The sequence below is a fragment of the Thalassobacillus sp. C254 genome, assembly GCF_001310615.1.
In genome coordinates, this window is sequence record NZ_BAXQ01000002.1 from 1 (window position 1) to 23,950 (window position 23,950).

Genomic DNA, 23,950 nt, shown 5'->3' on the forward strand with positions numbered 1-23,950 from the left:
TTAAAGAGAATGGTGATATATAAGCTATGTATAGAGAACATATTTAGTTACGGAATAGGTAAATTTCTTGTTTCACACTTGAGTGTTAGCGGAATAAGAAACACTTTCTTATTTAAGGTATAATGTTATAAATTACCTTTTAGGAGAGTGAGTTTATGGCCCATAGGAAAGAAGCATCGAAAATTTGGTTGAAGAAGAATTAATTTATATTAAGCCAGCTGATAGTGAAGAAATTTATTTCACTAATTATGATGAAGAACTTTTAAAAAAGATTACAGGGATACGCTGGAATGTTTGGAAGCGTAGTTATTTGAATGGATGGGTAGATGGTAAAACCACTTTTTTACACCATCTTATTTTACCGACTAAACAAGGAGTTACAGTAGATTATATTGATAGGGATAAGAGAAACATAACTAAAGAAAACTTAAGATATTTAACTAAGGCGGCAAACATGTTAAATAGGCCTAAACAAAAATCTAACACCTCTGGTTATGTAGGTGTCTCTTGGAATAAAGTTATGAATAAATGGGAAGCGAGTATTAGAGTTGAAGGAAAAACAAAAAAACTTGGATTCTATGAAAATGCAAAGGAAGCAAGATTGGTATACTTGGAAGCTGCCGATGAGTTTACCCTGGCGTATTAGTAAAAGATCAAGAAGAAAAAGAGAAATTAAAAAAAGAAATTCGCGGATAAAAAATAATCCCGACTGTAAATTCAGTCGGGTGTTTTTAATTGCTGAAAGGATGAGGTAATGCAATTTAATACTGGTGGTTATGGTTGTCAATTATTGTAATAGCAGTGTGCTTTATCAAAATTGATGATATAACAAACAGGTAAACTGATTGCATAGTTACAAATAAAGAAAAAAATATTGGTACAAAGCTGCTCTAAATAAAAGCCTCCAAATCTGAGGAGAAAATTACGCAAAACATTATTGGTAGAGGGAAGACTAATGATAAAATTGAAATTCACACTACAGGCGGAAAGACTTTAAGTACGGTAGTAGAAGAATATCTTCCCCAAGGAAATCAGTGAAGAGATGAAGGAGAATCCCCATGCGCCAGTAGTAATTGAGGATTTAATTTTGCAGTCAAATAATATTTCGTCGTAGAACTCCTATAACTGAAGAATAGATAAACTGACGCCTTATAATGGGCGTCTTTTATTTTGTCAATTGAGGGGATGGAGGAAGGGGGATTGAAATGCCTGAAAATGAATTGGCAAAAGCCATAGGGGAAGTCAGGGAATGGCTCATTAAGATAGATACAAACCAAAAAATCAAATGGAACTGCTGAAAGAAATAAAAAGTACAGCTCACCACGCCTCAATTAAAGCGGATGATGCAGAAGATGCGGCTAATGCTGCCCTTCAATTAGCCCAGCAGAACAAAAAAGACTTTGAACGCTACCAAAAGCGACAAGATGCAGAGAAAAAGTGGACAATCAAAACGGGTCTTACCATTATAGGGTTCATTGTTACATTAACGGCAGCAATGGTCCCTATTTTCTTTTCATTTTATTTTTAGGAGGAATAATAAATGAAGATTAAAAATGTAAGAAGTCAGGTCCCAAGAGATCCAAGGAATAGGGCTCCCCAAAAACGGAATTTAAATGACATCCGTCGTATTGTTTGGCACCATGGCATGACAAGACGAGGATTAGGGGGTACCAATTATCTAGCTTATTTACGCTTCCATGTTAATGACAATGGATGGAGGTTAGGAGGGTACACCTTTGGGGTGGAACCAAACGGCGAAATCCTGCAAGGGTATGACTTGGATATCATCACTTACCATGTCGGAAATTACAACCGTCATTCCTTAGGAATTGTTCTGCCTGGTGATTTCCGTTATGAGGATCCTACCAGTGCCCAATATAAGGCAGCAGTAGAGTTAACGAACTGGCTTCTAGATCAGCTGCCACGAAATGATATTGAAGTAGTCGGTCATCAAGAAGTTCCAACCTATGCTTGGAAAAACTGTCCTGCTATTGATATGAACAAGGTTAGAAGAGATGTAAGGAATAAGAAATCATCTGGAGGTATTGTAAAAGGTACATCAACCTCTGTTACTCTTCCTCAATTGATTTCTCCGTTTATGCGCGGCAATGATGTAAAGGATATTCAGGCCGATTTAACCAAACTGGGTTATGATCTCGGAGAAGTAGACGGCATTTTCGGACCTAAAACAGATGCAGCTGTGCGAGCATTCCAGAAGAACGCGAAAATCACCGTAGACGGGATTGTTGGTCCACAAACTCTGGGAGCGCTTAAAGACGCTCTAGAAAAGAAACAGGAAAAGGCGGAAGAGGAAAAAAGCAAAGCTCCTGCTCCAGCAGATGAAGAAAGATGGAGACTAGTTACTGGAACGTTCAGTGACGCTGACACCTATGCCCGGGCGATAAGAAGGATTGAAAACCGCCACCCATGGCTCATTCATGAGTTTTCAACAAAAGAAGGCACCAATCCTTATTACCGAATTGTGACTGGAACCTTTAGAGGAAAGAACGTAGCAGAATTCTGGGCAGAAGATATAAGAGAAAACCTTGGTTGGAACGTCAGAGTGCAGCATGCAAATGACTCAATTTAGGAGGTTACTATGGATTTTCTGGAATATATCGTTGAAGAAGCGCTTATCTTAATACCGGTGCTACTCATCTTAGGCAAGATCATCAAGAAGACACCGAATGTACCGATTGGTTAATACCTTATATCCTGTTAGGAGTTGGTATTGCCACATCGGGTTTTTTAATGGGATTAAACGTAGAAGCATTTATTCAAGGCGTATTAGTAACTGGTGCATCCGTTTTAGGGTACGAGCTGTTTAAGCAAGGAAAAGAAAAGCACTGAGAAATACCTAGTATTAATTAGGGAGAAAGTGTATAAAACAAAAAGGAGGACCCGGGATTACATGCCAGTACTTGCCAATCACCTCCTGGGTTCCACACTCACTAATATGGGAGCCTTTGGGCTCCTATTTTTTATTTTATACTTTCTCATCGGCCTCATCCTCATCCTCATCCTCTTCTTTCTCTATCTCTTCTGTTTTACTAGTTAAGTCTAAATAAAGAGAATAACTACCCAAGGTAATGAGAATTAGAGCTAGTAGCACTGGCATAAAAGAATTTAATTTTTTCACTCATTATCACCCTTAAACTATAGGGTTAACAATTGATGTAAGTTATTTACATATTAAAAGAATTTAAAAATAAACTTATCTTAGTTTTGTAAGATTTTCTTACGGTTACATGGGAAACAAAACTAATGGGAGGTGAGAGTTTGACTATCCAAGAAATTTCTTCTGTGACATTGTTAAAACTTTATGAGGAAGCAAAAGAAAAAGGGTGGAGGAGGATTTTATAAAAATTTTAAAAAGCTGAAATAAAAAAACGCGGTATCTCACTTCCTGAAATGGAAAATTAGAAAAAGAGAGGTTACCAAATACCTCTCTTTTTCCTAAGGAACAAAAACCAGAAAATAACTTTTTAAAAGCAATGTGGTCAAAAAGTGGTCAATTTGAGTAGGTGACATTATAGCCAGACAAGAAATTAAAAAAGACGAAAAGAAAAAACCCTTAAGTATCAAGGGTTTGAGTATTTTAAGTATGGTGTCCCGTACTGGTCTCGAACCAGTGACCTCCACCCTGTCAAGGTGGCGCTCTCCCAACTGAGCTAACGGAACGTGTTAGGAATATCTGCGACTATTATAATTTACAATGTTCCTTAATTGTTGTCAATATGTAATAACTTTTTCATAAGAAAAAAGAAGAGGTGTGTATAATATCTATTTAGGAGAACGAAACACATTCCGAAAAGAAAGGCGTGGTTTGGTGAAAACGGCGTATACCAATGCTGTCATTATAAATGGTGAAGGAACAGTGGATGGAAAAGATACACTAATTGTTAACGGGGAAATGGTCCAGGGTATAATTTCATCAGCGGAAATTCCTGCTGACTATGAAAGAGTTGATCTGAACGGACGTTACATAACGCCAGGCTTAATAGATGTCCATACACACCTGGGAGTGCATGAAGAAGGAGTAGGAAAGCCGGGAGCGGACTTTAATGAAACAAGCGATCCCGTGACACCGGCTGTGCGTGCTATCGATGGGATTAATCCGTTAGAAGAAGGATTTGAGCAGGCAAGACAAAGCGGTGTGACCACTGTGCAGGTGATGCCAGGAAGTGCCAATGTCATTGGCGGTGAGATGTGTACGTTAAAGACGGCAGGAACGATTGTAGATAAAATGGTCATCCAAAGTCCTTCCGGAATGAAAGCTGCGTTTGGGGAAAACCCAAAAACTGTCTATGGTTCCCATGGAAAAAAGCCTGTAACACGAATGGGAATCGCTGCAGCCTTCAGGGAAGCATTTATTCAGGCGGATAATTATATTCGCAAACAGGATAATAGTGAAGTAAGGGAGCGCAGCCTTGGGATGGAGCAGCTGGCAAAAGTCCTTAAGAAAGAAATCCCTCTTCGGATTCATGCTCATAGGCAGATGATATTGTCACAGTACTCCGTTTAGCAAAGGAATTTGATATTAGCCTTACACTTGAGCACTGTACTGATGGCCACAAGATTGCTGAATATATTGCTGAGCATGAAGTAATGGTATCTGTCGGACCAACAATGTCTTCAAAATCGAAAGTAGAACTTGCAGATAAAGGCTGGCATACGTTATCTGAGCTTGATAAACATGGGATCTGCTATTCTATTACAACGGACCATCCAGTTGTAAACATCGAATATTTAATTACTTCAGCGGCCAAAGCAGCAGGAACAGGCCTTTCAGAAGAAAAAGTGTTTCAGAGCATCACAACGAATGCGGCAAGACACCTTGGAATTGAAGATCGGGTAGGTTCACTGGAAGCTGGAAAGGATGCAGACTTTGTTATTTGGAGCAATCATCCTTTTCATTACATGAGCCAGGTGGAAGCGACCTTCATTAATGGAGAGAAAGTGTATGAGCGAACCTAGAAAAGGATACTTCCTTATTTTAAATTCAAAAAATATATGATGTTCCGCATAACAAAAACAGCGATCCTCTTCTGGATTCGCTGTTTTTATTACATATTGCTAGTTATATGTAGTCACATTGGATTATAGAAAAATTGAAGTAGGTATCAGTCTGAGGTAACAATCTGAAACCACTGCTCCTGGCCAGAGATTACTTGCAATAAATACCGGGAAAGGAAGAAGGGCTCATGATATATCAGAAATAGTAAAATTGTGGGTTAGCAAAGCTTAAATAAGCATGATACGATATACTATGCTTACAGGAATCACTGAATGGAAATAGGAGGCACACCAGTGAATGTATGGAATGATATACAATCGTTTTTAATAAATCTCCCATGGTAGATATTGGGATTGCTGTGTTAATCTTTGTTCTTATCTATTTATTTAGGGATTTATTTACTAAATACTTATTTCGTTTGATTATCAAGCTCTTCAGCAAAACGCCGACACCTTTATTTACAAATTTACTATTATCCTATGAAAAACCGCTGCGCTTTTTCTTTTCTGTGCTAGGGATATATGTGGCTTTGATATATCTTCCTCTATCACCAGGCTTAATGGAAACCGTAACTACCATCTACCGTTGTTTAGTGATCATCACGATCGGATGGGGACTGTATAATTATTTTTCAACCAAGTCGTATTTGTTTACGAATATGGCAAAGAAAATTGATGTGGGCGAAGACAGTATGATGGTGCCCTTCCTGTCCAAGCTCTTTCGTTTTATCATTATTGCCTTGACACTTACTGTCGTGGCCTTTGAGCTGGATTACGATATTAACGCTTTATTGCCGGTCTTGGTCTTGGAGGGCTTGCCTTTGCTCTTGCTGCTCAGGATACCATTGGAAACTTTTTTGGCGGTATCATTATTATTACCGAGCGTCCATTTAAAAAGGGTGATTGGATTCAAACACCAACCGTCGAAGGTTTTATCGAGGATATATCGTTTCGAAGTACCAAGGTACGAACCTTTGAAGATTCTCTTGTTACTGTTCCGAACTCCACTCTTGCCCATGAACCCATTACCAACTGGAACGAGATGGAGGTTCGGCGTATTGATTTCACAATTGGAGTAAAGTATTCTACTCCAAAAGGAAGACTGCAAAATTGTGTGGCAAGAATTGACAATTACCTTCAGTCTCACCCACAGATAGATAAAGAACTAATTCTGGTCCGCTTTAGTGACTTCGGACAGTCTTCTTTAAATATCTTTATCTATTTCTATACCATTCCTACCGGATGGGTAGACTGGTATAATATTAAAGAAGAAGTCAACTATAAGATTATGGATATACTAAAAGAAGAAGGAGTAGAAATTGCACTGCCCAGCCAAAATCTTTATATTAGCAGTGAGGAAGAAGAGAAACTCCTTTTACACAATAAAAATAACACTGAAATTTACACATCAGATAGGTAAAAACCCGGTGACAGCACCGGGTTTTTTCTGCGATCATCATTTACGGATAGGAGTCGAACGTTTCCCATGGCTTTACTTTCAATTATCATGCTGGCGATAGCTGTCTCTTTGGACAACCTTACCGTTGGCACAGCTTATGGCATAAGGAAACTGCATATCCCGCCGTATTTTCTCGGGGCCATCGGCTTATGGCTTTTGGAGCCTGTTTGACAGCTGGCATATTTGGTGAAGGGCTTCGTATGCTGCTTCCCGATAGAGGAGTTTCCATGCTGAGCGGCCTTTTATTTATAGTGATTGGTCTATTTAGCCTTCGTGACATATACAGGAGTCATGCTACGGAGCATACAAAGGGTGAAAGTGAAGCACCAGAACACCAATTATCTGATTGGAAGGAAGGACTTTTTCTGGCCTTTGCATTATCTCTTGATGCATTGGGAGCTGGAATTACGGCGGCTATTTTCGAGTATTCATTGCTGCTGACTTCAGCAGTTGTGGCGGTATGCAGTGTATTGTTTTTTGTACTAGGTGAAAAAGCTGGTTTTTTCCTCATTCGAATCAAATGGATGAAGCGGCTGAGCTTTTTGCCAGGAATACTTCTAATCGGTCTCGGAGTGTACCAATTTGTCTCATAGGAAGTTCGGCCTTCCTAGATAGAAACCGAGGGCTCGGTAACGGTTAGAGTGTTATTTATGGTATTAAGATTTACTGTGGCTCCAACTGGTATGGCCGCTTTATACGTACCATGAGCTGTAGCGAGGTTGGTCATTAATGGTTTTCCGTACGGAGCGATGATGCTGGTAATTAAATCATTGTACGTCTCTCCATAGGAAACCGGGCAGTTTGTGCATTCTCCCATTACGATTCCTAAACAGTCGTTAAATTTACCTGCCATCGCAAGTTGAATGAGGTGCCGAAAAACGATAGTGGTAGGAGAATTTATTTCTTCCAGAAATAAAATTTTGTTGCTGGTATCAATTTCATAAGGAGTACCAAGAGTGTTGACAATCGAGGTTAAATTTCCACCAACCATTGGTCCTGTGACATTCCCGGATATAAGGCTGATCAGCGGCATGCCCGGAGGATTTAGGATGGGTCTAGGAGCTGTAAGAGTAGAAACGGCCTCAAAAAATTGATCATAATTATAGGCTGGAGTGCCGGGGCGAAAATCAATAAGGAGCAGGCTATGGAAGGTAACGAGATTGCTGAATTGATACAAGGCATTCAGCAACACCGTTATATCACTATAGCCGCTTATAATTTTAGGGTTATTTGCTATAAAGTTATAGTCGAGAAGAGGAAGAATTGTCTGTACGCCAGTCGTCCCTCTTGTAGGAGGATCATATCCACTTCTGGGTTAGCAAACATGTTCATGAGGTCTTCGGCTCGTGCTTCAGCAGGAGCAGCGGTGATCCCTTCAAAGCTATAGACATATTGTCCAAAGAGAACGTTAAATCCCATATCTGTGAGAAACTGTGCCCTTTCATTCGTTAAAGCAGCATCCTGAGGGCTGCCTAGGTGACAAGGCCGATTGTGTCACCCGCTTGTAGAAGGGGAGGTCTGATTGCCATTTGAATACTCCTTCCCATGACCCGTGATGAAACGTACCCTTTTCATCCTATTTTGTAAATATAGAAATCATTCATCAAAAGCTTCTTCAGCTATAGTAAAGAACTATAATAATTATTGGTCAATTCGTAATAATTAGAATGTTTTTCTTCTGTGAACATTCCTTACGAAAGGGTAGAATTACCCAGAATTTAGGCTTATAATGGGTATGGATTTCATGGAAGGGAGAATGATCTCAATGGAGCGGCAGGAAAGTTTGTCGTTATTTAGAGGCTTGAGCGTTCATAAGGTAGTTGAATTTGTACATTTAAATGAGCAGTATGACAGTGATTTGTTTTTGAAAAGAAGGAAAAGATGGCTAACGGAAAAAGTATTCTAGGGATGATGTCTCTTTTAACCACTGTGCGTGTAGGAGAGATTGTGAACGTAAAAGCAAAGGGCGATGATGCTGACCAATTGGTGAATGCCATCGTTACGTTTGTAGAGCAGGCCGACCTTGGTGAGGAGCTTCTCGATTACTATGAAGAAGAAGGCGTGGAAACCGTTGAAAAAGCGATGACGTCTTCGTTGACATGCTGGTCTCCTGACGTGAGAAATCTTGCGAAATCATATTTAAAAACGACAAGACATTAATTATAGAGCGTAACGGCGTCCTGAAAAGGACGTCTTTTTCTTTACAGGCATAAAATAATAAAGAGAAGAGGATATTTATGACAGAGAGGGTAGTGCTTATTACAGGTAGTGGGAGAGGGATTGGAATGGAAACGGCCCTGCTGTTTGCGAGCAAGGGATGGAAAGTCATTGCCGGCATAAGAAATGAGAAAGCAAATTCATCACTGTATGTTCGGGCAAAGGACTTGAAGATGCTTGAATACATACATTTTAAAAAACTTGATGTTACAAGCACTGACATTCAAGAAGAAGTCAAGGCTGTGATTAAGGAAGCAGGAAGGATCGATGTCCTTGTTAATAATGCAGGGTATGCTGCAGCAGGTTATTTGGAGAATTTTCCAGTAGAGGAGTTAAGACAGCAATTTGAAACCAACGTATTTGGCGTGGCAGCAGTTACGCAGGGTGTTCTTCCTTCTATGCGAGAAAGTGAAGGAGGACGGATCATCAACATAAGCAGCGTAAGCGGTATCATTCCTTTTCCTGTAATTGGCCCTTATGCGGCCTCTAAGCATGCATTAGAGGCCATGACAGAGTCGTTAAGCTACGAGCTGGAAGGTACTGGTATTGAAGCCTTTTTACTTGAGCCCGGCTCCTTTCAAACCGATATTTGGGAAAAAGGATCAGTACAATGGTCTAAGAGAAAAGAAAAGAGCAGGCAGAACAGAAAGGAAGAGGCCCTGGTTTCAGATATCCTGGCAAGAAAAAATTCCTTTCAAGACCCTCACATGGTGGCAGAGGCAGTCTATAAAGCAGCAACAAGAAAGAAAGTTCCTTTCCGGGTACAGGTTGGTAAAGGGATTCAAGGCATGATTCTTCTTCGAAGGTTTCTTCCTTTTTCTCTTTGGAAAAAGCTTGTCCTCAGGCAGCTGAGACAGCGAACGGGCGTAAAAAACTGACAACAAATGTTTCCATGGATAAGGAGGAAAGAAAGACAAATACTACCCAGGAGATATTATGAGCAAGAGAGGGGTAAGAGTGATGAAACATGAACTGACAACCAAAGAGCTTGCATTTATTGAAGATGAAATTCGCGCAGAGGAGATTATTGCAAAGACAATGAACTGGTGTGCTGCTCAATGCAGCGATCATGATCTTCGCTCCATGCTCGAAGACCTTGCTGAAGTGCATCAGTTCAATATTGCCGATTTGTCTCAGTATTTTAATAAATCCAGAATGGTTCAATAAAGGAGGCGTTCGTTATGCCTAATAATATTGAGGGCCGCGGGCTTACGGATCGTGAATTAGTGCAGCTTTGTTTAGAACTTGAAAAAGGCCGGTGCCGAAGCATCAGCAATACCTATTAGAGACAAGCCACGGGGAGCTTCGGGAAATTTACCATCAATGGTTTGATACGTGCAGCGTGAATCAGTATAAATTGTTTGAGCAAATGGAAGGAAAAGGATGGTACAAGACAGCGGCGGCTACCCCTGCACAGATAGAAGAAGTGCAGGAATTTATGCAGAACAACCTCCATCCTGATGATCATTTTGATGCATAAGCTGCCAGGGGGCTGCCAATGAGCAGTCTCTTTTTTGTTCGTTAAGGAAACACGAAAAAACAGTTTTCCTTGCTGGAAGGGGAGGAAAAAAGCTGCTTGCTGTGAATTCTTTTCTACACTTTGATATGATTAAAATAAAGAAACATACATATTTGGTAATTTCCCAGCTAAGGAAGAATTTAATTAAAAGGTGAGTAGATATGGAAAACATTTATTTAGATTATAATGCCAGCACTCCTCTTGACCCCGGAGTCAAAGAAGCGATGCTGCCCTTGATGGACGCTCATTTCGGAAATCCGTCCGCTTCCCATTATGCAGCCATGGGAGCAAAAAAGGCAGTTGAAACAGCAAGAAAGCAAGTGGCAGGGCTGATCAACAGTACAGCAGGCGAAATTATTTTTACAAGCGGCGGGACGGAATCTAATAACCATGTATTAAAAGGGGTTCTCCAGTCTAGTAAAGATAAAGGCAATCATATTGTTACAACAAACATTGAACACCCGGCTATCGGAAATACGTGCAAGTTTCTTGAGGGTGAAGGGGCGGATGTAACCTATGTTCCTGTGGATGAAACGGGCAGAGTAGACCCGCTTGCCATTGAGGAAGCAATAACGGAGAATACGATACTTGTGACAGTGATGCACGCTAATAATGAAACTGGCATGATTCAGCCTATCAAAGAAATCAGTGAGATCTGCAAACGCAGTCAAGTGTATTTTCATACTGACGCAGCTCAGTCGGCAGGCAAGGTCCCTATCGATGTCCAGGATGCTCAAGTGGATTTCCTCAGTCTGGCAGGTCATAAACTGTATGCTCCAAAAGGTATTGGAGCGTTATATATCAGGGAAGGCATTGAGATTGAGTCTTTGGTTCATGGAGCGGGCCATGAAATGGGCAAACGAGCTGGCACGGAGAATGTAATTCTTGCTGCTGGACTTGGTAAGGCATGTGAACTGGCCAAACGCAGTGAGGGAGAACAGGAGCGTATCAAGAAGCTTCGGGATTACTTTTGGGTAGAATTAAAAACCTCGTTTGGAGAAGACATATCGTTAAATGGAAAGCTCAATCACCTTCTTCCCAATACATTGAATGTAAACTTTCACCATCGTGCAGGCCAGGATGTTCTTCAGGCTGTGCCTGAAATTGCAGCTTCCACAGGTTCAGCATGCCACGCTGGAAGTGTCGACCTTTCCCCTGTACTCCGGGCCATGGGAGTAGAAGAAGAAAGGGGGATGGGAGCGGTGCGCTTCAGCCTGGGAAGGTTTACAACAAAAGAAGAGATTGATCAGGCCCTATCCTTATTGAAAACACGAATTCAGTAATATCCTTAGTTCAAACAAAAGAAGCAACGTAATGTAAGGAAGCATATACTATAAGAACATGTTGAAAACAAGGAGACAGGAAGATGGTTACCTTAAAGTCAGAAAGAGAAATTAAGCAAATGGAAGAGGCAGGTAAGCTGTTAGCCTCCTGCCACAGAGAGCTTGCAAAGCTCATCAAGCCGGGGATTACTACACATGAGATTGACAAGTTTGTAGAAAAGTATTTAAAAAAGCACGGGGCCACTCCAGAACAAAAAGGGTACCAGGGATATAAGTATGCTACGTGTGCCTCCATTAATGATGAAATCTGCCATGGGTTTCCCCGGAAGAAGCCTCTTCAAAATGGGGATATTGTGACAATAGACATGGTTGTGAACCTGAATGGGGGACTGGCTGATTCAGCGTGGACATATGAAGTGGGTGAGGTTTCTGAAGAAGTGAAGCACCTATTAGAAGTGACAAAAACTTCTTTATACAAAGGGATTGAAAAGGCTGTATCAGGTAATCGGATTGGTGATATTGGGCATGCCATTCAATCATACGTAGAGGAACAGGGGTTTTCTGTTGTGAGGGATTTTACCGGCCATGGTATAGGGCCTACCATCCATGAAGGACCACAAATTCCCCATTTTGGTTCTCCGGGCAAAGGTCAGAGATTGAAGGAAGGCATGGTTATAACGATTGAACCGATGGTTAATATGGGAAAGTGGATGAGCAAGCTCGATAAAAACGGCTGGACGGCAAGAACGACTGATGGGTCTCTTTCAGCCCAGTATGAGCACACTCTTGCCATCACGGCGAATGGTCCTCGAATACTGACGGAGCAATGAATAGGTGCCTTCTTTTTTTTATGAAGAAAGAAGGCACCTTTACTTGGATTGCATAGTAGGAGCTTGAGGTAAGTTTTAAAATGTCTATTTAAGAGAACCAACAGCCAGATATAATTCAGTCTAAAATAAAAAATAGTTTAAATTAATTATTTATAACTTTTGGAATATTGTGTAAAATATAAATATAGAAGTGGTTTAGGACCTGGTGAAAAAAATGGCATAAGAGGGGATGGAGAAAAGTGCGGAAATTGCAGGAAGCAGAGTTAGACTTGCAGCAGGGCGACGGTCATATTTTGTACGTGTTTCAAGATACTGAGAAGTATATTAACAATGCTCTTGCATTTATTAAGACAGGGATTAAAATGGGGGATTACATCCTTGTCATCGAAAATGAGAGAATTACTGTGAAGCTGAATGAGAGGTTGAAAGCCTGTTTGTCTCCTGAGGACTGGAAAGATGTAAGTTTTGTCAGCAACTTTGAGTTTTACTATATAAGTGAGGATTTCCACGTGCCTCTATTATCTCTACATTTGCCAGGAAGTTGTCTCCTCATTTGGACCAAAATCGGACAGTGCGAACCTGGGCTCATGTGGAATGGGGCGCAAGAGATGACATTGCTTCTAAGGTCACTTCCTTTGAACATTTGGCAGATGAAGGGGTTAGGGAGATGAAAGTAGTCTCTGTCTGTGCTTATAATGAACGTGACATTTGTGAAAGACTCGAGGAAAAATTATGTACAAGCCATCAGTTTAAAATGACAGATGATGAAATGAAACGTTCCCCGATTTACCTAAGAAAATAATCATGAATGCCAGATCAATAGATACCACCTAATCATTAATTTTGTATAACTCTGTGAAAGGCAGGTGTTGGTGTAAGACGGTTAGGCCTCATTTTATTCCTCCCTTTTCAGATGGAAAGGGAGGAGTAAAGCAAGGGAAAGCGCCAGCAGATCAACTGCAGCCTTTTACAGAGTTTTTTTAAGCAAAACGATAATAAATGAGCAGAATGGTCGCCAGCACAAAGATGAAGTTTAAGAAAACAAAGATCATTTGTTCAATAACGGTTTTGTGAATCTTAACAGGCGGCCGGTAAAAAGAGGTCCCTTCAATAATAAAGAGAACGAGGATAATGTGGATCATCGCATGTCCAACTAATTCAAGAGCGCCAAACAGCATCGTTGTGGACATGAAAATTCCAGTAAGGACTATGGCAAGAAGCCTGTTTAAGATCCCGACTACAAGAAGATACCCCACAATAAATTCTATAAACGCAGCCATGACAATGAAGATTTCCGGCGGAAACCCAAAGGTCGGTACATTATGGTTAACAATAATATCAATCGTCATAGATGGGTATACAAGCTTTTCCACAGCTACCCAGCATAGAGACAATCCTGTGGCTAAATAAAGAAACGGAAAACTCCACTTTTCGTAATTTGTGCCTGCAATAAGAAATATAATGAATATAGGCAGGTAGAAAGCATAGTCCAGCATGTGGAAGATTCCAAAGTCATATACTACGATACTGAACATTCCTAAAAGGATCACAGCGGCTGTTTTTGTTGCCAGGAAGTTTGGGACAAATAGGAGGATAATTGCAATCCAGGCAAGGACCGGGAACCAATTCGGCTGGTGATGCAATTCAGGAGCAAACAATGACCCTGAAAGGACTTGAATAATTAGAACAATCGCTGTTCCGTACCGCAAAATACTCATGTTGTACTTTCTGTAATCATCCATCTTATTATCTATCTTCTGAACAATATCCCATTTCATCATTTTTGGGACGATTTGGGGGAGAATAGCAAGGACAAAGGCAGTAAAAATCGTCATAAACATAAAAAATGGAGTAATGATGTTTTCGATCGATTCTTTTACTGGTTCTTCATTTGTGAACCATTTCACATGTGCGTCAGCAAAAAACGGTGTAAAAAAAAGACCTAACAGCACGATTGCTGTGATCCAGTATTTATTGATCATAATTCACCTCAATGAAATTGTTTTATTATTGAACTGCTTTTCCAGCATAACATACGAATCCATGTTTGTGATCTTCTTCACAAATAGTTCAAAAATCTATATTTTTCATGATTACATCCTCTGTCATCGTGAAATAGAAGTACTATTAATATTTTAAAAGAGGTGAGAGCCGTGAACCAGAAACTCGAATGGAGTACTGAAAATATTCTTGCCTATGAAATTGACAGTAAGGTTACAGAAGATGAGTATAAAGAGCTTGTAGACGAGGTTGAAAGGAAAATGGATGAATATGAGAGTATCAGGATATTTGTCAGAGTGCCTGATTTGGAAGGGGCAGACGTTTCAACCTTAAATGACCGCGTTAAGTTTTTGAAAGATAATGAGTTAAAACAAATTGAAAAATATGCTCTTGTCGGAGATCAGAAGACACTAAAGGCAGCGGCAAAAGGTATGGATAAGCTCACAGGAGCCAATGTCCGTTCCTTTGATTTGGAAGAGGAACAAGAAGCAAAGAACTGGGTTGTTTCCTAGGAGAAAAAAGTAATATAAGCGTGGTACGAGGAATCGTTCCACGCTTATTTAAATTTAATAAAAGAGAAGTGACAGATAAACGGCAACGACCATTTCAAACTTGAACCTTAAGATCGTAAATGGCATCCAGGCGAAAAGCATCCGTTTTTTCTAATTTAATTTGAAAGAAAGCAAAAGAAAGAAGTGATTGCACGAAACTGAGCCAGTAACGAGAGAAACTACTGGCCCCGATCACCGTTAAGGTTTAAGCAAACGAGGATCGGGTAATTCCATTATTGTAGTTAAACTTAGGAGGTGGAAATGTGGCAAAGTCATCCTATGCTAAACATGAAATTTTGGAAGTGCATGAAATATTAACTGTTAAGTCTGCTTGTGCAGCGAAGTCTTCCCTGATGCAAGGGCTTGCTTCTGATAAAAAGCTTAAACAACTATTAGAAGAAGATGCAAAAATCTCCCAGGATGCAATTAGTGAGTTAAAAGGTATTTTAGAAGAGGTAAAGTAAGGAGGGTGTTATAATGGCAAGTATTTTAGATAAATTGAATAATAAAGAGTTAATGACAGATGAGGTGATTAGGCTTACAGCAGGCGTCTACAGATTGGCGGTGGAGGAGAAAGAAATCCTTCTTTAGGAGCAGCTTTCCACAAAGCCGTTTCTACCTGTGGCCTCCACAAAAGGGTATGGATCCGGACTGATTCGACAATAACGCAGCAGCAACTGAATGAGAATTTATAATATCGGCAAGACCGTTGTACACTTGCAAGAAGGCGCCTAAATTATCTCTTGGATCACGATACTTCTGATTGATCTCTACCTGAACAGCAGGAGTCGCCAACTGTGCCCAGGAAAAGTGGGTAATTGTATCAGGGTTTTCTGCAGGGAAAGTGTCATTTTCTCTGACATCAGTAATGCCATGCCTTGAAAAAAGATTCATAAACTCCTCTACTCTCCCGGAATGAAGAGATTTTCCATACACCGTTCCAAGATCAATATCAAAATCATGATCCCGTCCTGCTCCGTGGAGGTCTATTACCAACTGGATATCATATTGGGAAATGATGCGTGTCATTGCTTCTTTAAATAAGCCGCCTTCAGCATAATTAGCATCCTCAGCCCTTTTTGTAGAGTACAAGTAATGAACATCTGTTTTCTCATGAAGAAGAAAGCCTAAGGCCCCTGTATAAATTTCAGCTGCTTTTTCCTCTCCTTCACGGAGGTGAACAACTGAATGGGGAGCTGTGATAAGTATTGGAGTGGAGCCTGGCCGGTATTCAAAAGGCAGAGAGTGATCCACGTTTCCATTGTAGTCGTTATCGGCAAACGGTTCTTCAAGGGTAAGTATATCTTCTAACGTAATATCCTGATCTTGAGCAGTGCTGGCATGGGTCTGTTCAGGGATAAGGAGAAGGTATAATGCAATAAATAGTGCTACATATAAAGATTTCACTTCTGTCCTCCGTACGTATGAGTATTTTCATTTATTGTAAACTGAAGAAAACCTTGCGTGCAAGGTCATAAAATAGAAGTAGAACAAGTAGAGGATTCAAGAGCTTATCCGGATTTCCAGTCCTGTGCGAGCAGGAAAATAAGAGATTACAGCGTATTTGTAAAGGGAGGGAACAAGGAAAGGAAGGGGATATGGAAGATGGTACAGGTCGGTGATGTGATTACGTTTCAAAAATTTTTTACAACGGAAGATGTACGTTTATTTTCGGAAATTTCAGGTGATGAAGGAAGCCACCATATTCATCCCGATGAAGAGGGACGCTTAATTGTCCAGGGTTTGTTAACTGCTACACTGCCAACAAAAGTAGGAGGAGAACATAACGTGCTGGCCCGGAATATGAACTTTGAATTTATCAGGCCGGTTTACACAAATGATGTAATCGAATGTAAAGTGAAAATAGAACAATTATCAGAGGAAGAGAAGAAGTATGTTATTTCTTCCACGTTTTCATGCAGGAATCAGAGAAATGAAGTAGTCTTGAAAGGTGGATTTTCAGGAATTATCAGGAAATAAGCATCATCTGTTCACCTGCTTTTTAACATAATAAAGAGAATATTCATTGTTAAAAAACAGTTTTAATGTTGTAATAAAAATATAAAGGTTTAAATATGCATTTCAAATACATATTTAAATGGAGGGGGATTCTATGACTGCAAAAAACAAATTAAATGAGGAAACCATAGCAATTATTAAAAGCACAGTTCCTGTACTGGCAGAACATGGGGAGGCTATAACGAAACAGTTCTATCATCTTCTTTTTACCAATCATCCTGAACTGTTACATATGTTTAATCACGTGAACCAATCAGAGGGCAAGCAGCAGAGAGCGCTGGCCCAATCGATTTATGCGGCGGCTGCCCATATAGACAAATTAGATGAAATTCTTCCAGTTGTGAAACAAATCGCCCATAAGCACCGAAGCCTGCAAGTAAAGGCAGAACATTACCCGATTGTGGGGAAGTATTTACTTATTGCAATGAAAGATGTGCTGCAAGAGGCAGCTACCGACGAAATTCTTGATGCCTGGGGAGAGGCGTACAGTGTGATTGCTGACGTTTTTATAGCAGTCGAGAAAGAAATGTATGAAGAGGCTGAAAATCAGGCAGGGGGCTGGGAAGGCTTTAGAAGTTTTCTGGTTATCGATAAGGTTAAAGAGAGCGAAGTCATTACCTCTTTCTATCTTCAGCCGGCCGATGGAGAACGTCTTGCTTCCTACAGGCCTGGCCAATATGTTTCCGTTAAGGCAATAATAGAGGAAGAAGAATATAATCATATTCGTCAGTACAGTTTATCTGAGGTGCCTGGCAGGGATTATTATCGTATCAGCGTGAAAAGAGAGGATGGAAGGGAAACACCTGCTGGCATTGTTTCCAATTACCTGCACCATTCGATTGAGCCTGGTGATAAGGTAGAGCTTACCGCCCCGGCTGGAGACTTTTTTTTCGACAAAGCAAGCAGTCGGCCAGCTGTTTTCTTAAGTGGTGGTGTAGGGCAGACGCCATTAGTAAGCATGTTCAAGACTGCAGCAGAAGATTCACCAACAAAAGACATTACCTATATCCATGCTGCTCTAAACAGCAGCGTGCATGCTTTTGATCAGGAGATCAGAGACACAGCAGATAGAAACGAGAAGATTTCATATTACCTCTGCTATGAATTACCAAATGAATCTGACAAACAGAAGAAGGTATACGATAAAGAAGGCTTTATTGACGAAGAATGGTTGAATTCTCTTGCCGTAAGCAGAGACTCAGAGTTCTACTTTTGCGGACCTTTGCCTTTTATGAAAGCCATGTATTCTATACTGAAAGAATGGGGAGTACCGGATGAAAGAATCCACTTTGAATTTTTCGGACCTTCAGACAACTTGGAACGGGAAGATAACAAACACTAGGTAGAATACAGACTATTAAAGCAGAAAACCACTGAATGCTTCATTCCGCATGTCTTCCACTAGATCGATAGCGGTAAAAGCAACATCATTCTCTTGAAGTTTACAGGCTGGACCACCGGCAAAACGACTTGATTCTGGTAATAGATTTGTCTTTGCTTGTACAAAAATTACGAGACGCCTGGGGAAAGGAAGAGCTGAGAATCGACCGATGATCATCACCGGTTAGCTGAAGCCTTTAGGGGCGTGCAAGTGTACCTTTGAACAACCACCCATTAGAATACTGAAACCAAAAAGGGCTCTCACTTAGGTGAGGGCTCTTCTCTTTAGACTGTGTTGCTGTCTCTTTTTTCAATGATTTACATGCTGATTGACCAAGAACGATAAAAAAGCTTTATTTGCTTTAGAAAGGTATGTCCCTTTCCTGTGTGAGAGTGCAAGGGTAAGAGAAAAAGGGGTTTCAAACGGAATTCCAACAAGGTCGCTGTCTTCACTAATAACCATTTTTAAAAAAATCGTTATTCCTAACCCTTTACGGGTTAATGATTTAGCCATTGAAATTTGATTGGTTTCAAAAGCGATATGAGGGGATCTGCCTGTTGCCTGCTCAATTTTATGGATGATGTTTCGCTGATAATACCCTTCTTTAAACAAAACAAGGGGCTCTGTAAGCAGTTGATCATATGAAATGGAAGATAACGAAGCAAAGGGATGAGAATCAGGTACGACAACCATCATTTCCTCTCTTAGAAAGGGGTGTGTGATTAAATCTTCGGTCGCATCATCCATAACAATTGTCCCCAAATCGATATTTCCTTCTCTGATATCATCACGGATGCGAGTAGTTCCAGCCTCATAAATCGACAATTCTAATTGAGGATATTTTTTCTTAAAGGCAACAAATTGTTCAGGAAAATAAAAAAGAACCCACCATGGAAGGAAGGCCAATCCTCACTCTTCCAGTTTTAAGCCCCTTCAATTCTTCCATTTCCAATACAGCCTGTTCCATTTGATTCAGAATGGAAGTAGCATGGGCAAATAATCTCTTCCCTTCTTCGGTCAGCTGAATCGTTCGTTCCTCTCTCGCAAAAAGGGGAATCCCAATTTCATCTTCCAGGTTTTTTACAGATTTACTCACTGCTGGCTGGGCAATATGTAATTGCTTAGCAGCTTTCGTAAAGCTTTTTTGCACAGCGACTTCGACAAAATGACGCAGCTGCCTTGATTCCATGTTATCCCTCTTTCTTTTCATTCTTAAAAGTTATAGAAACTATAAATATTATATATTTTATTTATGGAAAATACCATGCTAGCATAAGAAGAGAGATATGAAGGAAGGGAATCAAATGATTGAATTAAAAACAAAAGCATTTTGGCAGGCAACACTTGCTTTAGGTCTGTCTTCTATTCTGATATTTGCTAATATCTATTATCCTCAGCCTCTTCTCCCATTGTTTTCCGAGGAGTTTCAAGTAACACCTGTTGTCTCAAGTTTAGCCATCTCCCTGGCGCTACTTGGCCTTGGAGTAAGTTTTTTTCTATACAGTGCATTATCGGATGCGTACGGGAGAAAAATCATTATTATGGCTGCCATGACGCTTGGCACGCTTGCTACCTTTGCTATAGCTATTGCTCCAAGCTTTGAAGTGCTCCTTTTCATAAGAGTTATCCAGGCGATAGCATTGGCCGGGATACCTACAGCATGTATGGCGTATATAAGTGAAGAGTATTCCACAAAGGGTGTAGCAGTTGCAATTGGTATATTTATAAGCGCAAACAGCATTGGGGGAATGGGAGGAAGGCTTCTCAGTGGTGTAGTAACAGATTTCACCGATTGGCGCACAGCCTTTGCCGTAATGGGTGTACTCAGCGTCCTCATCCTATCCATTGTTGCTGTAACCTTGCCCTCCTCCAGGAACTTTCAGTCGAAGCCGTTAGAGCTGAAGGGACTCTTTCTAAACAATTGGGAGCATCTGAAAAATAAGCCGATGCGATATGCATATATTATTGGCGGGTTACATTTCTTTGTTTTTATGGGGATCTTTAACTTTGTGACCTACTTATTAAGCGGACCGCCTTTTTACGTATCAACATCTGTTTTGGGCATTTTATATTTAACCTATATTGCCGGGACGGTCAGTTCAACACTAGCAGGAAAAGCAGCAGAGCGGCTGGAGCAGACAACCATTATGCTCATTGGCATTTCCTTGATGGTAATAAGCTTACTTGTTACTTTAGTACCGAGCTTTCCAATGATTGTAGTTGCACTCTTAATCTTAAGCTTCGGGTTTTTCTTTGTTCATTCAACCTCCAGTTCCTGGGTGACAAAGCATGCGGACTTCGCTAAAGCCAGTGCATCGGGATTATATCTTACCTCTTATTATTTAGGAGGAGGAATTGGCAGTTTTTATTATGGATGGTTATGGAGCCAGTTTGCATGGAACGGTGTCATAGCAGGGTCACTCGTGATTTTGTGCATTACAAGCTTTTACACAAGAAGGTTAAAGCAAATTGAAAAAAAGGAAAGGTCCATTGATTCTGCTGAACACGCAGTGAATCATGGGTAAATAACAGAAGAGGGGTCGCAAAAGTTTAACTTTTGGCGAGCCCTCTTTTTTTGGCTTTTTTTATAGTGTGAGGATAATCACTGTATTAAAACAGAAGGTATTATAAAATGGTTGTGTGATATGGAAATGTCTTGTAAATGCCTTTAAATAAGGGGTTAAAAAAACAGAAAATTTAAACTTTTAGTAAATCGCTAAAAATTAGAAAATAAAGGTTGCCAAATTTTACGGTCTGTTATAACATAAAGACATCAAATAATAACTGTATTAAAACAGATTGGCACACAGGATTTACCAGCTTTTCAGCTTTGTTATTTGTGTTAAGACAGGGATTGGTCATCACTGCAAAGATCATTCTCTTTCTATAAAATCTTACTAATTAAGGGAGATGAGAGTTATGGGGAACTTAAAAGAGCAAGCACAGCAGCTGCAGCAACAGTGGGAGAATGAAGAGAGATGGAAAGGGATTGAGCGTCCTTATTCTGCTGAAGAAGTAGTCAAATTAAGAGGTTCATTGCAAATTGAACATACATTAGCAAAAAAAGGTTCTGAAAAGCTTTGGGATCTTATGCATAATGAGCCATATGTAAACGCTTTAGGAGCTCTTACTGGCGGGCAGGCAGTTCAGCAGGTAAAAGCAGGCTTAAAAGCAATCTACTTAAGCGGATGGCAAGTAGCAGCGGATGCTAACCTTGCAGGACAAATGTACCCGGATCAAAGCTTATACCTGCAAACAGTGTGCCAAACGTAGTGAAGCGAATTAACCAATCCCTTCAGCGTGCAGACCAAATCCAGCACATGGAAGGCGAAGGTGACATCGATTACTTCGCTCCGATCGTGGCAGATGCAGAAGCAGGATTCGGCGGACAGCTTAACGTATTTGAACTAATGAAAGGTATGATTGAGGCTGGGGCATCTGGTGTACACTTTGAAGATCAGCTTGCATCTGAGAAGAAATGCGGCCACTTAGGCGGTAAGGTTCTTCTTCCTACTCAAAATGCTGTGAGAAACTTAATCTCTGCTCGTCTTGCTGCAGATGTAAGCGGTGTACCAACTGTACTAATCGCCCGTACAGATGCGGATGCAGCCGACCTTATTACAAGTGATATCGACCCTGCAGACAAAGAATTCATTACTGGAGAACGTACTCCAGAAGGATTCTACCGCACGAATGCAGGAATTGACCAAGCGATCGCTCGTGGTCTAGCTTATGCCCCGTATGCTGACTTAATCTGGTGCGAGACATCCAAGCCAAGTCTTGAAGAAGCTCAAAAGTTCGCGGATGCGATCCATGAGAAATTCCCTGGAAAAATGCTTGCATATAACTGCTCTCCATCATTCAACTGGGAAGCTAACCTTGATAAAGAAACAATCGAGAAGTATCAGGTTGAACTTGGTAAAATGGGATACAAATTCCAATTTGTTACTCTTGCCGGCTTCCATGCTCTTAACCACAGCATGTTCGAACTTGCTAGAGGCTACAAAGAGCGCGGTATGGGTGCTTACTCAGAGCTTCAGCAAGCAGAGTTTGCGAGCGAAGAGAAAGGATACACTGCTACTCGCCATCAGCGTGAAGTAGGTACAGGTTACTTTGATGAAGTTTCTCAAGTAATCTCAGGCGGTACTTCTTCTACAACTGCTTTAAAAGGTTCAACTGAAGAAGCACAATTCCAAAAGAACTAATTATATGCTTAGAAGAGGCTCCTTTCATGGAAAGGAGCCTCAACTTTTAAGGAGTCCCGTGTTGAAAAACAAGGGATTTTCTTATTTCTTTTGTAATCACAAATTTACATAAAAGGTCAGTAACTTTTGCCTGTTGTGATAAAAGTGGTTTGTGGTTTCCCTTCTGCGTTATTACGAAAAGTCATGTTCTCATACTTGTTCGTTTGCCTGTATATGCTGAATATTGCCCCTACATCTGCGTGAATTATTGTCTATGAAAATTTTTCTAACTGCCTTAAGGGAAAAGTGGCAGTTAGATGAAAGAAAGTAAAGCAGCGTAAAAGATCAGACCAACGGCAAATGCCCAGAAGTTACTTTCTTTTTCCTCTGGCAGCTCTTCTTTTAACACATTTAAAATGATGCCCCCAGCTAAAAATGAAAAGAGCAATGTCACAATGTTTTCACCCATTGAAAAAATAAATCCCATCGTCCATCCAATGAGAACAGCAGCAGCTAACAGCCAGCGGCCATAATGATCATACATCCTTTGGTGGTCCTGTCTTAATCCTTGATCATTAGATAAAAAATGAAGAGAAAGGGCGAAAAAGTACAGGGTCAACTCAGTAACATTATTGGATTCCTCTTGAATTAACAAATAACCTATTAAAAAGTTATAAGTGAAAAAAGAAAACATATGAATCCAAAATAGCCATGGGAAAGGGTGTTTCTTAGCTTTTGAAGGTGTATTTCTAACGACTTTTCCCATTTTTTCTAATCCGTAAAAAACAGCAAGGCCAATCATTGCGACAAAATAAACAGGGTTGTCCATAAAAAGCCCGGAAGTGTCCCCGGAATTGAGTTCATATTGGTAGGCATTCAGCTCTGGAAGGATATGAATAAAGATATATGCAACTGAAACGCCGCCCATTCCGGATAAAAGCTTACTCCTGGGAATGACATGTAAAAAGGTTAGATACTTAGAAGCTATGTGAACGGCCACAAAACCAAGGGCGCAAAGAAAGCTTAGTAGTACAATCATCATTTCCACCTCAATTACAACTTCCCTACCCAAAAGGAAGTGAATTTAAAAGCAAAAACAAGAAGGAAAAAATAGGCGGCATATGGAAAATAATTAGAAAGAAGGCTCTGCCAAAGCTGATTTTTATGAATAATTGCTTGTACAAAAACGAGCAAGAAGCCTTCGGGAAAAGCTTCACATAATGGTTTTCACAAAAAAGAAACTGTGGTATTGCCCTTGGCATAGAACAAACTGTGAGTGCGGGTGTAGCGAAATATGAATGACTGTCACACTTGTGTCATTTGATGCAGTGAGCTCTTTTAACAAAAAACAAAAAAATGTGAGAAAGTCCTTAAAGAAAAAAAGAGCAGGGCGACAGCCCGAGCGAAGAGATAACGTGCTAATATACTGTTTTTATTTGTAATATTGGCACAACAATGATAGGTTATCTAATAAGAAGGAGGGGTTACTA

At 40.4% G+C, this 23,950-nt stretch carries 24 protein-coding genes, 1 tRNA gene and 6 pseudogenes; 22 read left to right on the top strand and 9 right to left on the bottom strand.

Going from position 1 to position 23,950, the window contains the following annotated elements; genetic code table 11:
• The first annotated feature begins 184 nt into the window (after window positions 1-184).
• From JCM19033_RS02495 to JCM19033_RS24910, 4 genes are all read left to right on the top strand, one after another.
• Window positions 185-646, top strand: coding sequence for an HNH endonuclease (locus JCM19033_RS02495; RefSeq protein ID WP_054635160.1), 462 nt, complete (start codon window positions 185-187; stop codon window positions 644-646).
• 639 nt (window positions 647-1,285) lie between these two features.
• On the top strand, window positions 1,286-1,528 hold the full coding sequence (locus JCM19033_RS02500; RefSeq protein ID WP_054635161.1) for a hypothetical protein: 243 nt from the start codon (window positions 1,286-1,288) through the stop codon (window positions 1,526-1,528).
• Between the two features lie 12 nt (window positions 1,529-1,540).
• Entirely contained in the window at window positions 1,541-2,590 is a 1,050-nt protein-coding gene (locus tag JCM19033_RS02505) for an N-acetylmuramoyl-L-alanine amidase (protein WP_054635162.1), read from the top strand.
• 140 nt (window positions 2,591-2,730) lie between these two features.
• Window positions 2,731-2,850 (top strand): phage holin family protein, encoded by a 120-nt coding sequence (locus tag JCM19033_RS24910; protein ID WP_269757958.1) that lies wholly within the window; start codon window positions 2,731-2,733, stop codon window positions 2,848-2,850.
• 136 nt (window positions 2,851-2,986) lie between these two features.
• Here JCM19033_RS24910 and JCM19033_RS24915 read toward each other — a convergent pair whose 3' ends face one another.
• Together JCM19033_RS24915 and JCM19033_RS02515 are read right to left on the bottom strand one after the other, a co-directional pair.
• The gene (locus JCM19033_RS24915) at window positions 2,987-3,118 is read right to left on the bottom strand and encodes a hypothetical protein (RefSeq protein ID WP_269757932.1); all 132 of its coding nucleotides are present in this window, start codon (window positions 3,116-3,118) and stop codon (window positions 2,987-2,989) included.
• A gap of 487 nt (window positions 3,119-3,605) precedes the next feature.
• Window positions 3,606-3,681: transfer RNA gene (locus JCM19033_RS02515), tRNA-Val, on the bottom strand.
• Between the two features lie 148 nt (window positions 3,682-3,829).
• On the opposite strand from JCM19033_RS02515, the pseudogene JCM19033_RS02520 reads away from it, so the two are divergent.
• The 5 genes and pseudogenes from JCM19033_RS02520 (at window position 3,830) to JCM19033_RS02535 (ending at window position 7,068) form a co-directional block, all read left to right on the top strand.
• Window positions 3,830-4,977: pseudogene (locus tag JCM19033_RS02520) on the top strand (amidohydrolase family protein).
• A 913-nt stretch (window positions 4,978-5,890) separates the two neighbouring features.
• Window positions 5,891-5,995: pseudogene (locus JCM19033_RS27870) on the top strand (mechanosensitive ion channel domain-containing protein); the annotation flags it as partial.
• Between the two features lie 135 nt (window positions 5,996-6,130).
• A complete protein-coding gene (locus JCM19033_RS27875) occupies window positions 6,131-6,436 on the top strand; it encodes a mechanosensitive ion channel domain-containing protein (protein WP_054635164.1) in 306 nt (101 codons plus the stop codon).
• A 66-nt stretch (window positions 6,437-6,502) separates the two neighbouring features.
• Complete coding sequence (locus tag JCM19033_RS23080) at window positions 6,503-6,646, top strand: hypothetical protein (RefSeq protein WP_157049710.1); 144 nt, start codon at window positions 6,503-6,505, stop codon at window positions 6,644-6,646.
• Window positions 6,643-7,068: a manganese efflux pump gene (locus JCM19033_RS02535; protein ID WP_054635165.1), complete on the top strand. Its 426-nt coding sequence runs from the start codon at window positions 6,643-6,645 to the stop codon at window positions 7,066-7,068. The genes JCM19033_RS23080 and JCM19033_RS02535 overlap by 4 nt, the downstream gene beginning before the upstream one ends.
• A gap of 14 nt (window positions 7,069-7,082) precedes the next feature.
• On the opposite strand, the pseudogene JCM19033_RS02540 reads toward JCM19033_RS02535, so the two are convergent.
• Window positions 7,083-8,004: pseudogene (locus JCM19033_RS02540) on the bottom strand (LD-carboxypeptidase).
• Window positions 8,005-8,353: 349 nt separating this feature from the next.
• Between JCM19033_RS02540 and JCM19033_RS02545 the strand changes: the two are divergent.
• The 7 genes and pseudogenes from JCM19033_RS02545 to JCM19033_RS23085 all read left to right on the top strand — a co-directional run.
• A pseudogene (locus tag JCM19033_RS02545) lies at window positions 8,354-8,635 on the top strand (HPr family phosphocarrier protein); the annotation flags it as partial.
• Window positions 8,636-8,712: 77 nt separating this feature from the next.
• The gene (locus JCM19033_RS02550) at window positions 8,713-9,570 is read left to right on the top strand and encodes an SDR family NAD(P)-dependent oxidoreductase (protein ID WP_054635167.1); all 858 of its coding nucleotides are present in this window, start codon (window positions 8,713-8,715) and stop codon (window positions 9,568-9,570) included.
• A gap of 58 nt (window positions 9,571-9,628) precedes the next feature.
• A complete protein-coding gene (locus JCM19033_RS02555; protein WP_232725490.1) occupies window positions 9,629-9,859 on the top strand; it encodes a hypothetical protein in 231 nt (76 codons plus the stop codon).
• Window positions 9,860-9,950: 91 nt separating this feature from the next.
• Complete coding sequence (locus JCM19033_RS21830; protein ID WP_083465228.1) at window positions 9,951-10,172, top strand: spore coat protein; 222 nt, start codon at window positions 9,951-9,953, stop codon at window positions 10,170-10,172.
• Between the two features lie 200 nt (window positions 10,173-10,372).
• A complete protein-coding gene (locus tag JCM19033_RS02560; protein WP_054635168.1) occupies window positions 10,373-11,494 on the top strand; it encodes a cysteine desulfurase family protein in 1,122 nt (373 codons plus the stop codon).
• A gap of 83 nt (window positions 11,495-11,577) precedes the next feature.
• Window positions 11,578-12,324 (top strand): type I methionyl aminopeptidase, encoded by a 747-nt coding sequence (gene map, locus JCM19033_RS02565; protein ID WP_054635169.1) that lies wholly within the window; start codon window positions 11,578-11,580, stop codon window positions 12,322-12,324.
• Window positions 12,325-12,623: 299 nt separating this feature from the next.
• Window positions 12,624-13,126, top strand: a pseudogene (locus tag JCM19033_RS23085) (MEDS domain-containing protein).
• 178 nt (window positions 13,127-13,304) lie between these two features.
• On the opposite strand, the gene JCM19033_RS02575 reads toward JCM19033_RS23085, so the two are convergent.
• Window positions 13,305-14,306, bottom strand: a complete 1,002-nt coding sequence (locus JCM19033_RS02575) for a DoxX family membrane protein (protein WP_054635171.1) — start codon at window positions 14,304-14,306, stop codon at window positions 13,305-13,307.
• 171 nt (window positions 14,307-14,477) lie between these two features.
• On the opposite strand from JCM19033_RS02575, the gene JCM19033_RS02580 reads away from it, so the two are divergent.
• Both JCM19033_RS02580 and JCM19033_RS02585 read left to right on the top strand, forming a co-directional pair.
• A complete protein-coding gene (locus JCM19033_RS02580) occupies window positions 14,478-14,837 on the top strand; it encodes an STAS/SEC14 domain-containing protein (RefSeq protein WP_054635172.1) in 360 nt (119 codons plus the stop codon).
• A 302-nt stretch (window positions 14,838-15,139) separates the two neighbouring features.
• Window positions 15,140-15,340, top strand: a complete 201-nt coding sequence (locus JCM19033_RS02585; protein WP_054635173.1) for a hypothetical protein — start codon at window positions 15,140-15,142, stop codon at window positions 15,338-15,340.
• A gap of 151 nt (window positions 15,341-15,491) precedes the next feature.
• On the opposite strand, the gene JCM19033_RS02590 is transcribed toward JCM19033_RS02585, so the two are convergent.
• Window positions 15,492-16,283, bottom strand: a complete 792-nt coding sequence (locus JCM19033_RS02590) for a hypothetical protein (protein WP_054635174.1) — start codon at window positions 16,281-16,283, stop codon at window positions 15,492-15,494.
• 198 nt (window positions 16,284-16,481) lie between these two features.
• Here JCM19033_RS02590 and JCM19033_RS02595 point away from each other — a divergent pair, with 198 nt between their 5' ends.
• Together JCM19033_RS02595 and hmpA are read left to right on the top strand one after the other, a co-directional pair.
• Window positions 16,482-16,856, top strand: a complete 375-nt coding sequence (locus JCM19033_RS02595; RefSeq protein WP_054635404.1) for a hypothetical protein — start codon at window positions 16,482-16,484, stop codon at window positions 16,854-16,856.
• A gap of 133 nt (window positions 16,857-16,989) precedes the next feature.
• Window positions 16,990-18,237, top strand: a complete 1,248-nt coding sequence (gene hmpA, locus JCM19033_RS02600) for an NO-inducible flavohemoprotein (RefSeq protein ID WP_054635175.1) — start codon at window positions 16,990-16,992, stop codon at window positions 18,235-18,237.
• A 15-nt stretch (window positions 18,238-18,252) separates the two neighbouring features.
• Here the strand turns inward: hmpA and JCM19033_RS23090 are convergent, their stop codons facing one another.
• The 3 genes from JCM19033_RS23090 to JCM19033_RS02610 all read right to left on the bottom strand — a co-directional run bounded on the left by JCM19033_RS23090 (window position 18,253) and on the right by JCM19033_RS02610 (window position 19,465).
• Window positions 18,253-18,456: a hypothetical protein gene (locus JCM19033_RS23090; RefSeq protein WP_157049711.1), complete on the bottom strand. Its 204-nt coding sequence runs from the start codon at window positions 18,454-18,456 to the stop codon at window positions 18,253-18,255.
• A gap of 129 nt (window positions 18,457-18,585) precedes the next feature.
• Window positions 18,586-19,182 carry a LysR family transcriptional regulator substrate-binding protein gene (locus JCM19033_RS02605; RefSeq protein ID WP_054635176.1) on the bottom strand — a complete coding sequence of 199 codons (597 nt, stop codon included), beginning with the start codon at window positions 19,180-19,182 and terminating at the stop codon, window positions 18,586-18,588.
• Window positions 19,142-19,465 carry a LysR family transcriptional regulator gene (locus tag JCM19033_RS02610; RefSeq protein WP_054635177.1) on the bottom strand — a complete coding sequence of 108 codons (324 nt, stop codon included), beginning with the start codon at window positions 19,463-19,465 and terminating at the stop codon, window positions 19,142-19,144. The genes JCM19033_RS02605 and JCM19033_RS02610 overlap by 41 nt, the downstream gene beginning before the upstream one ends.
• Window positions 19,466-19,580: 115 nt before the next feature.
• On the opposite strand from JCM19033_RS02610, the gene JCM19033_RS02615 reads away from it, so the two are divergent.
• Both JCM19033_RS02615 and aceA read left to right on the top strand, forming a co-directional pair.
• The gene (locus tag JCM19033_RS02615; protein ID WP_054635405.1) at window positions 19,581-20,801 is read left to right on the top strand and encodes an MFS transporter; all 1,221 of its coding nucleotides are present in this window, start codon (window positions 19,581-19,583) and stop codon (window positions 20,799-20,801) included.
• Between the two features lie 394 nt (window positions 20,802-21,195).
• A pseudogene (gene aceA / locus JCM19033_RS02620) lies at window positions 21,196-22,481 on the top strand (isocitrate lyase).
• A 292-nt stretch (window positions 22,482-22,773) separates the two neighbouring features.
• On the opposite strand, the gene JCM19033_RS02625 reads toward aceA, so the two are convergent.
• Window positions 22,774-23,502, bottom strand: coding sequence for a hypothetical protein (locus tag JCM19033_RS02625; RefSeq protein ID WP_054635178.1), 729 nt, complete (start codon window positions 23,500-23,502; stop codon window positions 22,774-22,776).
• Window positions 23,503-23,950: the final 448 nt, after the last annotated feature.